Consider the following 14,058-nt stretch of genomic DNA (forward strand, 5'->3'; position numbering starts at 1 on the left):
AGGCCGGAGACCTGCGTCACCGCGGGCATGGGACGGCGGTTCGGCTACGTTGTGTGCACTATGACTGCTACACCGACTGCTCTGACCATGTACACCACCACCTGGTGCGGCTACTGCTCGCGGCTCAAGACCGCGCTGAAGTCCGAGGGCATCTCGTGGACCGAGGTCGACATCGAGCAGGATCCGGCTGCAGCCGAGTTCGTCGGCTCCGTCAACGGCGGCAACCATGTGGTGCCGACCGTGAAGTTCGCCGACGGGTCGACGCTGACCAACCCCACCATCAAGCAGGTCAAGGCCAAGCTCAGCTGATCGTCAGTCCAGGGCCGCCCAGGACTCGATGATCTCGCGGGCAATGGAGATCGATCCGGGCAGCAGCAGCCTCGAAGGTGAATCGCCGTCAGCGGCGCTCCAGTCCCCCTGAGCGAGCGCCTCGCGGATCTCGGCCCGGGTGAACCAGTCGGCCTCGGCGATCTCGCCGTCGTTGAATGAGAACGGCTGTTCCGGGTCGCCGATGGCATGGAAGCCGACCATCAGCGACCGCGGGAACGGCCACGGCTGGCTGCCCAGGTACTGCACATCGGTCACCGTGAGGCCGACCTCCTCGGCGATCTCACGCGCCACACAGGTCTCGAAGGATTCTCCGGCCTCGACGAATCCGGCCAGGATCGAGAACAACCGTTCGGGCCACGCCGTCTGCCGGGCCAGCACCGCACGGTCGTGGCCGTCATGGACCAGACAGATCACCGCCGGATCGATGCGGGGGAACTCCTCGTGCCCGCTGACCGGGTCGACCCGCGACCAGCCGCCTTTCGCCGACCTCGTCGCCGCACCGTCCACCGCACTGAACCGGGCCCGGTCATGCCAGTTCAGCAGCGCGGTGGCGGTCGCCACCAACTGCGCGCTGACGTCGTCGAAGACCTCACCGGCCCGGCGTAGATCGAGCACCTCGGCGGCCGCATCGGGGTCGTCCGGCGCCTCCAGCGCACTGCGGACTCCCCAGACATGCCGCCCATCGCCCAGCCGGCCCAGGAACACCGCGTGTTCCGGCGGCTTGTCCGCACTCAGGCTCGAGGCCTTCCCGAGCACCACCTGGCCACCCGAGATCAGTACCTGGTTGCGTCGGTCGACCCGCAGCAACAGCGCGTCCTGCCAGCCCTCGGTTGCCGCATCGATATCGGTACGCAGCGCATCGGCACGATCGGCACCGACCCGCGAGAGCAGGGGGACGTTGCGCAGGCCGAAGGTGAGGCGTTCGGTCATCGCTCGGTGTCCGCACTGCGGATGTAGAGCAGCCGGTCCCCGGCCTCCAGCGCATCGACCTCCGGCGCATCGACCCGCACCAGACTGCCGTCACGCACCACACCCAGCACGATGTCGTGCAGGTGCCGTGGCGAGCCGCCCTCCTCCTTGGGCGTCACCTCACGTTCGGCGATGGCGAAGCCGGCATCGGGAGTCAGCAGGTCCTCCATCATCTCCACCACGCTGGGGGTCTGCGTCGCGAGACCGAGCAACCGGCCGGCGGTCTCGGAGGACACCACCGTGGAGTCCGCACCTGACTGCTTGAGCAGATGCAGGTTGTCCGATTCCCGCACCGCCGCGATGATCTTGGCCTTGGGCGCCAACTCACGGGCAGTCAGTGTGACCAGTACCGCACTGGCGTCATTGTCCGCCGCCACGATGATCGACTTGGCGTGCTGGGCCCCGGCCAGTCGCAGGACACCGGAATTGGTGGCGTCGCCGTGCACGGTCACCAGCCCGGCGGCCTTGGCGCGTTCCAGCGCGGCCGCGTTCTCGTCGACGACGACGATGTCGGCCGGGGAGACCTCATCGCCGACCATCGCCGCGACCGCTGTGCGGCCCTTGGTGCCGTATCCGACGACGACGGTGTGGTTACGCACTTTGTTCCTCCATCGCTGAATCTTCAGCGCCTGCCGGGATTGGGTGGTCAGGGTTTCCACGGTGGTACCGATGAGAACGATCAGGAAGGCCACCCGCAGCGGCGTGATGACGATGACGTTGACCAGACGCGCCGAATCCGTATACGGCGTGATGTCGCCGTAGCCGGTCGTCGACAGTGACACCGTCGCGTAATAGAGACAGTCCAGGAACGAGAGCGGATTGTTGGCATCCGGGGCGCTGTCGTTGTCCCGGTAACCGTAACGATCCGCGTAGACGATGAGCACCGCCGCGAACAGCGCCCCCAGCGCGTACAGCACCCGCATGAAGATCTTGCGCGCCGGACTGATGAACGGTTCGGGGATGCGCAACACATCCACGAGCGCGGCGTCCGGGCGCGAGGTCAGGTTCGAGTCCATCGCGGCGAGGCGGCGCCGCAGCCTGCCTTTAGCCACGCGACCCCATCATCGAGCAAAGCGCCCCGGGACGCGCCGGGATCAATCTGATCAGACGCACGCCACAATGTAACCATGACCGCACCTCAGCCTCAGCGGATCTCCGCCGCACCCGCCGCCCAACGCATGGCAGCCCTGCTCCTGGGCATGGGCACGCTGCACTTCGTCGCGCCCAAACCGTTCGACTCCATCATCCCGGCCGAGCTGCCGGGCAGCGCCCGCTTCTACACCTATGCCTCCGGGGTGGGTGAGCTGGCCACCGGCGCCTTGCTGGCCGTGCCCCGCACCCGGCGGCTCGGCGCGCTGGCCGCCGTGGCGTTGTTCATCGCCGTGTTCCCCGGGAACGTGAACATGGTCCGGCTGTGGTGGGACAAGCCGTGGCCCATGCGGATCGTGGCGATCGCCCGGTTGCCGCTGCAGATCCCGATGATCACCTGGGCCCTGCAGGTGTACCGCAACTCCTAGTCACCCACTCCTGGCCCACTGTGCGGCCAGAACACCTGGGCGGCAACCAGTTTCGTTGCCCGGATCGGGCCTGAGCCCCGCACAGGGCCAAGTTTGGCAAGGCTATCGTTGCTGGTGGCGTGCGGTTTTCGCCGATATGGTCGGACCGTGACGAATCCCAGCCATCCGTCCGAGCCGCACGTGGGTTCACTGTCGTCGAGACTGAACTGGCTGCGTGCCGGGGTTTTGGGCGCGAACGACGGCATCGTCTCCACGGCAGGCATCGTCGTGGGTGTGGCGGCCGCCACGGTGGAGAAGGCGCCGATCCTGACCGCCGGTATCGCCGGCCTGGCCGCGGGCGCGGTGTCGATGGCGCTGGGTGAGTACGTCTCGGTGAGCACGCAGCGTGACACCGAACGCGCATTGCTACGCAAGGAACGCCGCGAGTTGCGTGACGACCCCGCCGCCGAACTGGACGAGTTGACCGCGCTCTACCAGGCGAAGGGCCTGTCGACGACGACCGCGCGCACCGTGGCCGAGGAACTCACCGACCACGACGCGTTCGCCGCACACGCCGAGGTCGAATTGGGCATCGATCCCAAGGATCTGACGAATCCGTGGCAGGCCGCCGCGTCTTCTGCGCTGTCGTTCACCATCGGTGCGCTGTTGCCGTTGATCGCGATCCTGATTCCGCCAACGACGTGGCGCATCCCGGTGACCGTGGTGGCGGTGCTGCTGGCGCTGATGCTCACCGGGGCGGTGTCGGCCGGGCTGGGTGGAGCACCGAAGGGACGCGCGGTGCTGCGCAACGTGATCGGTGGCGGGCTGGCCCTGGTGATCACCTATCTGATCGGCCTGTTGGTGGGGACCGCCATCACCTGACCACTTCGCATCATCCCGACCAGCCAAGGAGTCCCGTGACAGTCTTCAATGGCCTGCCCGCCCACGTCCTACTCGTGCATGCGCTGGTGGTACTCGTGCCGCTGACCGCGGCGCTGGAGATACTCTGTGCGCTGTGGCCCGCCGCCCGCAGAGGTCACCTGTTGTGGCTCACTCTCGTCCTGGCCGTCGTGACAACGGTTTTGACACCGCTGACGACGTACGCCGGCGAATGGCTCTACGACCTGCGACCCGCTCACGAGGCGGTGCTGGAAGAGCACGCCGAGCGCGGCGACACAATGATCTACTTCTCGCTCGCGCTGCTGGTCGTCGCACTGGCACTGGTGGGATTGCATTTCGCCGAACGGCGCGACGACCGCCGACGGCTGACATACAACAGCGTTGTCGCGGTGATCGCCGTGCTGGTGGGAGTGACCTCGATCGTTCAGATCTACCGAATCGGCGATCTCGGAGCACAGGCGGTCTGGGGATCGGAGATCGCCAACCTGACCTCGGCCGGCGACGGCTAGGACTCCTGCGCGAGATCCGGCGAAGCGGTCGTGGGGTCGGTCAGCAATGCCACGAGCTCGTCCTCGCCGGGCAGCGACTCGGGGCTGACGGTCTGCCCCGAACGTACGTAATGGAACGCGGCCCGCACCGATTCCGGCGGGCACCCGCGCAGTGACGCCCACGCCAGGCGGTAGACCGCGAGCTGAACTGCCGCCTGCGCCATGGCTTCCGGTGTGGCCGGGGGTTCGCCGGTCTTCCAGTCCACCACGGTGGTGGTGCCGTCCTCCTGCGCGAAAACCGCGTCGATGCGGCCACGCACGACGGTGGTCCGGTTGCGCCCGATCGCCATGTCGAACGGCACCTCCACCTCGATCGGGGTGCGTGCGGCCCACGACGACATGACGAAGGCGTCCTGCAGTTCGGACAATTCGGCCGCACTGGCACGCCCGCTGTCGCCGTCCACCGCGCCCGGCAGGTCGTCGAGGTCGAAGAGCCGCTCGGAGTGGAAGAATCGCTGCACCCATTCGTGGAAGGCGGTGCCCAGCAGGGCATGTGGATCCGGGCGTTGGGGCAGCCGCCGGTGCAGCCGCTGCAAGGCGGCCTGCCGGTCGCGGCTGAGTTCCACCAAGGTGCTGACCGACAGCTGGCCGGGCAGTGCGGCCGGGGCGGCCTGCGGCGCGCGATCCCGTTCTGCCAGTAGCGCGTCGACGTCGGCGGCCCAGCCCTCCCCGTCGACCACGTCGTCTTGCGCGCTGCCGTCGTGGCCACCGTCGCCGGCCAGCGCCTGCGCCACCAGCGCCGCGCCCCGGTCGACGTCAGAGGCCCTGGCCGGAGCCGCGGGCCAGATCGCTTCGACAGCCTTGTCCCGCAATGGGTTTATTTCACCGGCCGGCGGATCCGGAGCCCACTGCTCGATCTCACCACACGGGTGTCCCTGCGCGGCGGCATCCTCCACGATGGCCTTGATCTCGCACAGGAATTCCGATGGGCCGCGCGGCTTGCTCTCGGTCGCACCCCAGTGGTGCCCTGAGATCAGCAAGGTGTCCTCGGACCGGGTGATCGCGACGTAGAGCAGCCGACGCTCCTCGTCGACACGACGTTGTTCGAGGCTCCGCTTGTGATCGGAGATCTTGTCCGACAGGATCTTCCGGTCGTTGATGTCCGAGGTGTCGAGGACCGGTACGCCGAGCTCTGATTCCGTCGCGCGATCGCCGCGCAGCAGCGGCGGCAGATCCGACGGGTCCGTGAGCCACGTGCGGGCCGACGCCGTCGACGGGAAGACCCGGCCACTCAGATGCGGAACGGCCACCACCTGCCATTCCAGCCCCTTGGCGGCATGCACGGTGAGGATCTGCACGCGGTCATGTGACACCGTCAATTCGGCAGGGGCCAGACCGTTCTCCACTTCGGCTGCCACATCCAGATAGGCGAGCAGCGCGAGCACCGACCCGCCCGGCCGGCCGGCGAAATCGGCCACGAGGTCACAGAACGTGTCGAGGTTCTCGGTCCCCGTCCAGCCCGCGGCCACGGGGCGCGCCGCGCGAGCCTCGGCGTCCAGGCCGGCGACGCGCCGCACCTCGGCCACCAACTCGGGCAGCGGGTGGCTCAGATGCGCACGCAGAGTGGTCAGCTCGCGCCCGAGTGCCTCGATCCGCCGATGACCGGCCGGCGAATAGTGTTCGGCGGCACCAGGATCGCAGATCGCGTCGGCCAGGCACGCCGAGTCGGCATCCGGGGCGGCCTGTGCCACGATCTCGGCCGGGCTGAGCTCCCCCACCGACCTGTCGTCCAATTCCCTGGCGCGCCGCCACAACGCGGCGATGTCCCGGGCCCCGAACCTCCATCGCGGCCCGGTCAGCACCCGCATCACCGCCGACCCCGCGGCGGGGTCGGCCACCAGCCGCAGCATCGCGACCAGATCGGCCACCTCGGGCACGGCCAGCAGTCCGGCCACCCCGACCACCTCGACCGGTACCCCGCGGGCGCTCAGCGCTTCGGCCATCGGCGCGGCGTCGGCATTGCGTCGCACCAGCACCGCAGCGGTGGGTGTGGCCGCACCCTGAGCCAGTGCGCCGTGATAGGCACGGGCCAGATGGTCTGCCACCCAGTCACGTTCGGTCTCGACATCGGACAGCAGTGCGCACCGGATGGTGCCGGGCTCGGCGTCAGGCCGGGGCCGCAGCTCGTGCACCGTCACCGAACGGCGGCGGGCCTCCGCCGACACCGCATTGGCCAGATGCAGGGCACTCGGCGGGTTGCGCCAGCTGGTCCGCAGTTCCAGGGTGGGGGCCGGCGTGCCGTCGGCGAGCGGAAAGTCCGTGGTGAACCGGGGCAGGTTCGTCGCCGACGCGCCCCGCCAACCGTAGATCGACTGGATCGGATCCCCCACCGCGGTGAGCGCCAGGCCATCGTCGACGCCGCCGCCGAACAGCGAGGACAACGCCACCCGCTGCGCATGCCCGGTGTCCTGGTATTCGTCGAGCAGCACCACCCGGAAACGTTGGCGCAGTTGCTCACCGACCTGAGGGAACTTCGAGGCGAGCCGCGCCGCCGCGGACATCTGCATCCCGAAATCCATCACTTTGTCGCCGCGCATCCGCTGGTGCAGCGCATCGATCAACGGCACCAGTTCGGTGCGCTCCGTCTGGGTGGCCAGCATTTTCAGCAGCCACTGGCTGGGCCCGCTGTCACGTTGATACGGCCCGGCGGGCAGGGTGTGCACCAGGCGCTCCAACTCCACATGGGTGTCACACAGCTGGTCGGTGTCGACCAGATGCTCGGCGAGCGCACCTGACAGGCGCAGAACCATGTCGGTGACGGCGGCCGGCGTCTTCTCGATGGCCAACTCCCCCGGGTGCGCGCACACCACCTCGAACGCCAACTGCCACAGCTCCGTTTCGCTGAGCAGCCGTGTGTCCGGTTCGACCGGGAGCAGCAACCCGTGCTCGCGCAGCAGCGTGCCGGCGAACGCGTGATAGGTGCTGACCGTCGCCGACTCCACCGACTCGTCGCCCGCCCCCTGTACCGGAGCCAGGCCGGCACCGGCGAGCCTGGCCAACCGGGTGCGGACCCGGCGCAACAACTGGCCGGCGGCCTTACGGGTGAAGGTCAACCCCAGCACCTGCGATGGCGTGGCATAGCCGTTGGCCACCAACCAGACCACGCGGGCCGCCATGGTCTCGGTCTTACCGGCGCCCGCGCCGGCGATCACCACAACTGGCCCAGGCGGTGCGGCGATCACAGCGGCCTGTTCCTCGGTCGGCGGGAACAGGCCCAGCGCGGTGGACAATTCGGCCGGGCTGTACCGCACGCCGGCCGGTGCGGTTTCCGTCATGACCGGTCCCCGACAGCCTGGGCCGGGCACGATGAACGCACCGGGCAGTTCGCGCAGCCGTCGTTGATCCGGGCCGCGAACTGCGGCCCGGCCGTTGCGGCCGCCGCATCGGCGACGGTGCCCAACCAGTCGGAACGGGAGTCAGCCGTCATCGGATCCTGTTCGCGTTCGGTGGCGCCGGCCGCCCCCGCCTTGCCCAGGTATACCAACCGGCCCCCGCCCGGCTCGTCGCCGTGCGGCAACAACCCCGCGGCCACCGCGAGCTGGTAGGTGGCCAGCTGGGCGTGCTTCTGCGCGTCGCCCTTGGTGACCGGGCTCTTGCCGGTCTTGAGGTCGACGACGACGAGCCGATCCGCCTGGTCGCGCTCGAGGCGGTCCAGCCGGCCCCGTACCTGAACGCCCGGCCCGTCAGGTCCCGGTTCGACGATCACGCCGTCGACGTCGATCTCGGTGGCGACCTCGGTCAACTGGTCCCGAGAGTCCGTGCGCCAGCGGGTGAAGGTCTCCAGCATCGCCCGGTGTCGCGACAACTCATTGTCCGAATACCACTTCGCCTCGAAAGGCAGGCCTTCCCAGACCTTTTGCAGGTCGTTGACCAGCTGGCTCTCGGTCTTGCCGGAGTCGGAGACCAACGCGTGCAGCAACGACCCGACCGTCGAGCGAACGTCGCGCCCGTCGCTGCCGCCGTGGCGCTCCAACAGCCAACGCAGCGGACAGTCGGTGAGCATCTGCAGCGTCGACGGCGACAGCTTCACCACGTGTTCGGGGTCCGACCACAGCGGCTCCTCGGTGGACAGCGCGGTCATGGTGTGCCACTGCGACGGGTCGGCCCCGGGCACCCCTGCGGCTGCCAGCCTGGCCAATTGAGTTGCCGCAGAAGACCGGGACTCGTCATCGACAGCCCCTTCCGGCGCGCACACCACCGCCCGCAGCCGACCGACCACCGCCGACGGCAGCAATACCCGCGGCGCGGCCAAGGGCGGCAGCGGTACGGATTCGGTCGCCACCTCGGCCAGTTCGGCACAGAACGGTGAGGGCAGCAGTGACTCGTCGCCACCGTCGCTGTCGACCGCGGTCACCAGCAGCCGGGTCCGGGCCCGGCCCATGGCGGCCATCAACAACCGTCGCTCCTCGGCCAGCAGCGGCGCCCGGGTCGACACCGCGCGGTCGTCCGGGGCGGCCACCCCGTCGAGCACATCCACGAGATTCTGCGTGCCCAGGATGCCGCCACGCGGAACAGTGTTGGGCCACAACCCTTCCTGCACGCCGGCGATCACCACGAAGTCCCATTCCCGGCCGAGGGCGGCATGCGCGCTGAGCACCGCGACCGCCTCGGTCTGCGGGCTCGAATCCGAAGCCGACATCGACGTTCCCAACGTCGCCACGTGGTCCACGAGCCCGCGCAGTGACGCCCCCGCGGTGCGGCTCACGTATTGGTCGGCCACATCGAACAATGCCGTCACCGCGTCCAGGTCCCGATCCGCCTGCGCTCCGATGGTGCCGCCCCGCTCGCTGGCGGCCAGCCAGCGCGGCTGCAGCCGGCACGCGTTCCAGGCCTGCCACAGGGTGTACCGCGGATCGGCGCCGTCGCGCCGGCCGCGGCGGGCGGCGGCCAACACCGAGCGGAGCCGGCGCAGCGGCTTGACGTGTTCGGCCGACAAACCGGCCGGCTCCGTGTCGATCGCGGCGACCAGTAGATCGGCGAAATCCCGTGGTGGCGTGGAGCCATCGGCCCGGCGCAGCGCCCGGCGCAACTGCCGCAGGGTCACCGGGTCGACCCGGCCGATCGGACCAGTGAGCAGGCCGATCGCGCTGTCACCGTCCAGGTGCCCGGACGCCGTCACTTCCAACACCGTCAGCAGGGCGGCGACCGCGGGCTGTTGCGCGAGCCCGAGATCGGCGCCCGTCGACTGCACGGGCACGCCTGCCCCGCTCAGCGCCCGCGCCAGCCCCGCACCCACCCGTGGAATCGAGCGCACGACCACAGCCATCTCCGACCACGGCACGCCGTCCATCAGGTGGGCGCGACGCAGGGCATCGGCGATGAAGGCGTTTTCGGCGTGCGGTGTGGCCGCCATCCGCAGCGTCACTTCACCGTGCCCGCGCTCCGGGTTGCCCTCCAGCACGCGGCCTGGCCCGACACCGGGCAGCCGGCGCGCGATACCCGAGATCGCCGACGCCACCGCGGGGGCACAGCGGTGCGAGTGCGTGAGGGTGATCGCCGGGGTGTCCTCGCCGCCGTGATCGCGCAACAACATCGGATCGGCGCCGCGATACCCGAACACCGACTGGTCGGGATCGCCGGCGATGACCGTCAGACCCGACCGGGCGGCCAACACCCGGACCAACAGGGCGGCCTGCGGGTCGAGGTGCTGAGCGTCGTCGACCAGCAGCAGGCTGATCCGCGCGCGCTCGGCGGCCAGCAGGTCGGCGTCGGTTCCGAGCGCTTCCAGCGCCGCACCGACGAGTTCGGCCGCACCCAGTGCCGGCACCGTGGCCTGCGGTGCGGCCATGCCCACCGCCGACCGCAGCAGCATGATCTGCTCATACGCCTGGGCAAACCGGCCCGCCGCCAACCATTCCGGACGCCCGGCCGAGCGGCCCAGCCGTTGCAGGGCACGCGGATCCACACCGCGCTCGGTGCAGCGAGCCAGCAGATCACGCAGTTCGGTGGCGAAACCCGCGGTGCTCAGCGCCGGCCACAGCTGCTCGGGCCAGCCCACGGGCGAGTCAGCACCGTCCTCCAGGTCGCCGGCCAGCAGCTCGCGGATGATGCCGTCCTGTTCGGCGGTGGTGATCAGCCGCGGCGGCGGATCACCGTTGCGCTGGGCCGCCAGCCTCAGCAGCGCGAAGGCATACGAGTGCACGGTGCGCACCAGCGGTTCCCGCACCACACCATGGGTCCCGGCCCCGAGCAGCCGCGCGGTGATGGCGGCCCTGGCCTCTGAGCGCAACCGGGCCGAACCGGTCAACAACAACACCGACTCGGGATCGGTGCCGGCCGCGATGTGCTCGACCGCGGTGCTGACCAACAGCGAGCTCTTCCCGGTGCCCGGGCCGCCCAGCACCCGCACCACACCGTCGCGCCCTGGTACCAGCAGCTCGGTGCCTTCCAGAGCGGGCTGGACGTGGTGTGCGGTCATGGAATGCATGACACCAGAAGGGACCGACAAGTAGCGGAGCGCGAGCTCTGGCAGCATCTATGGAATGTCAGCCGAGAAGTTGCACGTCTACCGCTACGGCCCCGACCAGCCGCCCCGGCTGTTGCTCATCCACGGTTTGACCGGGCATGGCCAACGTTGGAAGACTCTGGCCGAACAGCACCTGCCCGAGCTGGCGGTGCTCGCCCCCGATCTGCTCGGGCACGGCCACTCGTCGTGGGCTGCCCCGTGGACCCTCGACGCCAACGTCGAGGCCCTGGCCTCGCTACTGGACGGCCCCACCCTGGTGGCCGGGCATTCGTTCGGTGGTGCGGTGGCGCTCAATCTCGCTGCCGCACATCCGGATCTGGTCAGCGGACTGGTGTTGCTGGACCCAGCGGTGGAGCTCGACGGCGAATGGATGCGTGAGATCGCCGACAGCATGATTGCCTCGCCCGACTACCCCGACCGCGCCGAGGCACGCGCCGAGAAAGCCAACGGGTCGTGGGGCGAGGTGGCCCCGGAAGAGTTGGAGCGTGACCTCGACGAGCATCTCGTCGCACTTCCCGACGGCCGCTACGGGTGGCGGATCAGCATCCCGGCCATGATGTCCTACTGGAGCGAGTTGGCCCGCCCGGTTGCCCTGCCTCGCAAGGGCACTCCCACGGTCCTGGTCCGCGCCACCCGCACCACTCCGCCGTACGCGAGCGACGGTCTCATCGGCGCGCTGAGCGGGCACCTCGGTTCGGATTTCACTCTGCTGGACTGGGATTGCGACCATATGGTGGCCCAGGCCAAACCAGCCGAGACCGCGAAACTGATCCTCGAGCAATTGGGCTGACATGCCTGCCGTGACCGAGGAACAGGTGGAGACCGTGCGGGCGCTGGTCGCCGCGATCCCGTCCGGCAAGGTGTCGACCTATGGCGACATCGCCGATGCCGCACACCTTTCCAGCCCACGGATCGTCGCCTGGATCATGCGTACCGATTCGTCGGACCTGCCCTGGCACCGGGTGATTCTCGCCTCGGGGCGTCCCGCACCGCACCTGGCGACCAGACAGTTGGAACGATTGCGCGCCGAGGGGGTGCTGGCCGTCGACGGGCGGATACGCCTGTCCGAGTACCGGCACCGGTTCTGACCGCGAGCAGGCGAGTTACAGGATCAGCCGCACGAGCGAGGCGGTACGCGCAAGGCCCGGGAAGGCCGCCGCGGTGGACCGTGGGTGCAGCGCGTGCACGGCCAGCCGGAACATCAACGCCCGCAACAACATCTGCGGCCATTCCGGTAACGACTGCCATCGCTCGATCAAGCCGTCATCGGCATCGCCCCAGGACAACGCGTCGACCACCACCACGCCCGCGGCCCAAGGCGCCGGGCGCCAGTACGGCGTGATGTCGGTGATTCCGGGCGCCGCCGTCCCGGCGAAAAGCACTGTGCCGTAGAGGTCACCGTGAACCAGTTGACTCGCACTCCTGGTCGGCCTGCGCAGACCGGCCAACTGATTGATCAGCTCCACAGAACGTTGGCCGTCAGACGAGCCGGGTGAAACCCTGGCACCGGGCGGCAACGAGTGCAGCGGCCGGTCCTCCCACGCCGCCCGATCCGCGGCGATGAACACGTCGACATCGGCCCACGGTGCGACCGGGGGCTGGGTGAGGAAGCGCGGCCGCTCCAACTTCGCCGTGGCCTCGTGCAATCGCACTGCCGCCGATACCACCTCGTCATGGCGGGGTTCGGGCGTGCCCGCGACGAAGGTGTCCGCCCGCCACCCGGCGACCACGTAACGACCGTCCGTCGAGCGCACCGGGCGGGCGAGCCGCACGCCGTCGATGAACAGCGACTCCCGCACCTTCGCCGACCACGCCGCACGGGCGTGCTCGGGCACCATCGACATCACAACCTCGCCGCAGCGCCAGCCACCCTCCCAGCTAGAGCCGAGCGGTACCGGGCGCACCCCGGACAGGCCGAACGCCGCCAGCACATGTTCCGGCGGCCGTTCCACACTCACAGCCTCAGCCTAAGGTGTTGACCGGCAAACCAGCCGTCAGTACATCACCATGTCGGGCTCGAGTTGCTTGGCCCAGGCCACAATTCCGCCCTGCAGATGCAGCGCGTCGGAAAAACCGGCCTTCTTGACGATGGCGAGCACCTCGGCCGAACGGATCCCGGTCTTGCAGTACAGCACCGGTGTCCGGTCCACCGCGAGTTTGGCCAACGCGTCACCGGACTCGAACGTCGGCTTCGGGATGAGCTCGGCACCCTCGATGTGATTGATATCCCACTCGACGGGTTCGCGGACATCGATCAGCGCCAACGGTTTCCCGGAGTCGATGAGTTCCTTCAGCTCCAGCGGGGTGATCGTGGAGTCGGCCGCAGCGGCCGCGGCCTCGTCGGAGACAACACCACAGAAGGCCTCGTAGTCGATGAGCTCGGTGATCTTCGGAGTGGCCGGATCCTTGCGGATTCGGATGGTCCGGTACGACATCTCCAGTGCGTCGTACACCATGAGGCGGCCGAGCAGCGGTTCGCCGATGCCGGTGATGAGCTTGATGGCCTCGGTGCCCATCACCGACGCGATCGACGCGCAGAGTATGCCGAGCACCCCGCCCTCGGCGCACGAGGGCACCATGCCCGGTGGCGGCGGCTCGGGATAGAGGTCGCGGTAATTGAGGCCCAGCCCGTCGGGCGCGTCCTCCCAGAACACCGACACCTGGCCTTCGAACCGGTAGATCGAGCCCCATACGTAGGGCTTGCCGGCCAGCACCGCAGCGTCGTTCACCAGGTAACGGGTGGCGAAGTTGTCGGTGCCGTCCAGGATCAGGTCGTACTGGCTGAACAGCTCCACCGCATTGTCCGGCTCCAACCGGAACTCATGCAGGTTCACCGTCACCAGCGGGTTGATCTCCAGGACCGATTCCTTGGCGCTCTGCGCCTTGGAACGGCCGATGTCGGACTGGCCGTGGATGATCTGCCGCTGCAGGTTGGACTCGTCGACCACGTCGAACTCGACGATGCCGATGGTGCCCACACCCGCCGCGGCCAGGTACAGCAGGGTCGGCGACCCCAGTCCCCCGGCCCCGATCACCAGGACCTTGGCGTTTTTCAGCCTCTTCTGCCCGATCACGCCGACGTCCGGGATGATCAGGTGCCGGCTGTAGCGCGTGACCTCTTCGCGTGTCAGCTCGGCGGCCGGCTTAACCAACGGCGGTAACGACACGTCCAAATTCGCGGACACCGTATGTCTCCTCAGTTTTCCTGGTCAGTTCATCGTCCCAGCTGCTCGTATCCACAACGGTAATCCGGTGCCCAAGCTTCCCGCCGTCCGGCCACCGCGACCGTGCACAAGACGCTTCGGGCCCGGGTCACGACGTCGGCACAGCGGAGAGGATCGCACCGCAG

Annotated in this window: 12 protein-coding genes; 6 read left to right on the plus strand and 6 right to left on the minus strand. The window is 68.9% G+C overall.

The features are described from left to right. Window positions 1-60 precede the first annotated feature (60 nt). Window positions 61-309 carry a mycoredoxin gene (locus EH231_RS22275; RefSeq protein ID WP_170856455.1) on the plus strand — a complete coding sequence of 83 codons (249 nt, stop codon included), beginning with the start codon at window positions 61-63 and terminating at the stop codon, window positions 307-309. A 3-nt stretch (window positions 310-312) separates the two neighbouring features. Here the strand turns inward: EH231_RS22275 and nudC are convergent, their stop codons facing one another. Next, window positions 313-1,260: an NAD(+) diphosphatase gene (gene nudC, locus EH231_RS22280; RefSeq protein WP_090432826.1), complete on the minus strand. Its 948-nt coding sequence runs from the start codon at window positions 1,258-1,260 to the stop codon at window positions 313-315. After that, a complete protein-coding gene (locus EH231_RS22285; RefSeq protein WP_090432824.1) occupies window positions 1,257-2,351 on the minus strand; it encodes a potassium channel family protein in 1,095 nt (364 codons plus the stop codon). The genes nudC and EH231_RS22285 overlap by 4 nt, the downstream gene beginning before the upstream one ends. A gap of 75 nt (window positions 2,352-2,426) precedes the next feature. Here EH231_RS22285 and EH231_RS22290 point away from each other — a divergent pair, with 75 nt between their 5' ends. The 3 genes from EH231_RS22290 (at window position 2,427) to EH231_RS22300 (ending at window position 4,204) form a co-directional block, all read left to right on the plus strand. After that, a complete protein-coding gene (locus EH231_RS22290) occupies window positions 2,427-2,816 on the plus strand; it encodes a DoxX family protein (RefSeq protein WP_124713354.1) in 390 nt (129 codons plus the stop codon). A gap of 147 nt (window positions 2,817-2,963) precedes the next feature. After that, on the plus strand, window positions 2,964-3,677 hold the full coding sequence (locus EH231_RS22295; RefSeq protein WP_090432820.1) for a VIT1/CCC1 transporter family protein: 714 nt from the start codon (window positions 2,964-2,966) through the stop codon (window positions 3,675-3,677). A gap of 35 nt (window positions 3,678-3,712) precedes the next feature. Continuing rightward, window positions 3,713-4,204, plus strand: a complete 492-nt coding sequence (locus tag EH231_RS22300; protein ID WP_090432818.1) for a DUF2231 domain-containing protein — start codon at window positions 3,713-3,715, stop codon at window positions 4,202-4,204. Here EH231_RS22300 and EH231_RS22305 read toward each other — a convergent pair. Continuing rightward, on the minus strand, window positions 4,201-7,518 hold the full coding sequence (locus EH231_RS22305; RefSeq protein ID WP_124713355.1) for an ATP-dependent helicase: 3,318 nt from the start codon (window positions 7,516-7,518) through the stop codon (window positions 4,201-4,203). The genes EH231_RS22300 and EH231_RS22305 overlap by 4 nt on opposite strands. Further along, window positions 7,515-10,661, minus strand: coding sequence for an ATP-dependent helicase (locus tag EH231_RS22310; RefSeq protein WP_124713356.1), 3,147 nt, complete (start codon window positions 10,659-10,661; stop codon window positions 7,515-7,517). The genes EH231_RS22305 and EH231_RS22310 overlap by 4 nt, the downstream gene beginning before the upstream one ends. Before the next feature lie 64 nt (window positions 10,662-10,725). Between EH231_RS22310 and EH231_RS22315 the strand changes: the two genes are divergently transcribed. Together EH231_RS22315 and EH231_RS22320 are read left to right on the plus strand one after the other, a co-directional pair. After that, window positions 10,726-11,499 (plus strand): alpha/beta fold hydrolase, encoded by a 774-nt coding sequence (locus tag EH231_RS22315; RefSeq protein ID WP_090432812.1) that lies wholly within the window; start codon window positions 10,726-10,728, stop codon window positions 11,497-11,499. A 1-nt stretch (window position 11,500) separates the two neighbouring features. After that, window positions 11,501-11,797 (plus strand): MGMT family protein, encoded by a 297-nt coding sequence (locus EH231_RS22320; RefSeq protein WP_124713357.1) that lies wholly within the window; start codon window positions 11,501-11,503, stop codon window positions 11,795-11,797. Window positions 11,798-11,812: 15 nt separating this feature from the next. On the opposite strand, the gene EH231_RS22325 is transcribed toward EH231_RS22320, so the two are convergent. After that, window positions 11,813-12,667, minus strand: a complete 855-nt coding sequence (locus EH231_RS22325; protein WP_044516784.1) for a TIGR02569 family protein — start codon at window positions 12,665-12,667, stop codon at window positions 11,813-11,815. Window positions 12,668-12,703: 36 nt separating this feature from the next. After that, entirely contained in the window at window positions 12,704-13,882 is a 1,179-nt protein-coding gene (gene moeZ / locus EH231_RS22330; RefSeq protein ID WP_124714355.1) for an adenylyltransferase/sulfurtransferase MoeZ, read from the minus strand. Between the last annotated feature and the right edge of the window lie 176 nt (window positions 13,883-14,058).

This window comes from Mycolicibacterium nivoides (assembly GCF_003855255.1).
GTDB classification, from domain to species: Bacteria; Actinomycetota; Actinomycetes; order Mycobacteriales; family Mycobacteriaceae; genus Mycobacterium; species Mycobacterium nivoides.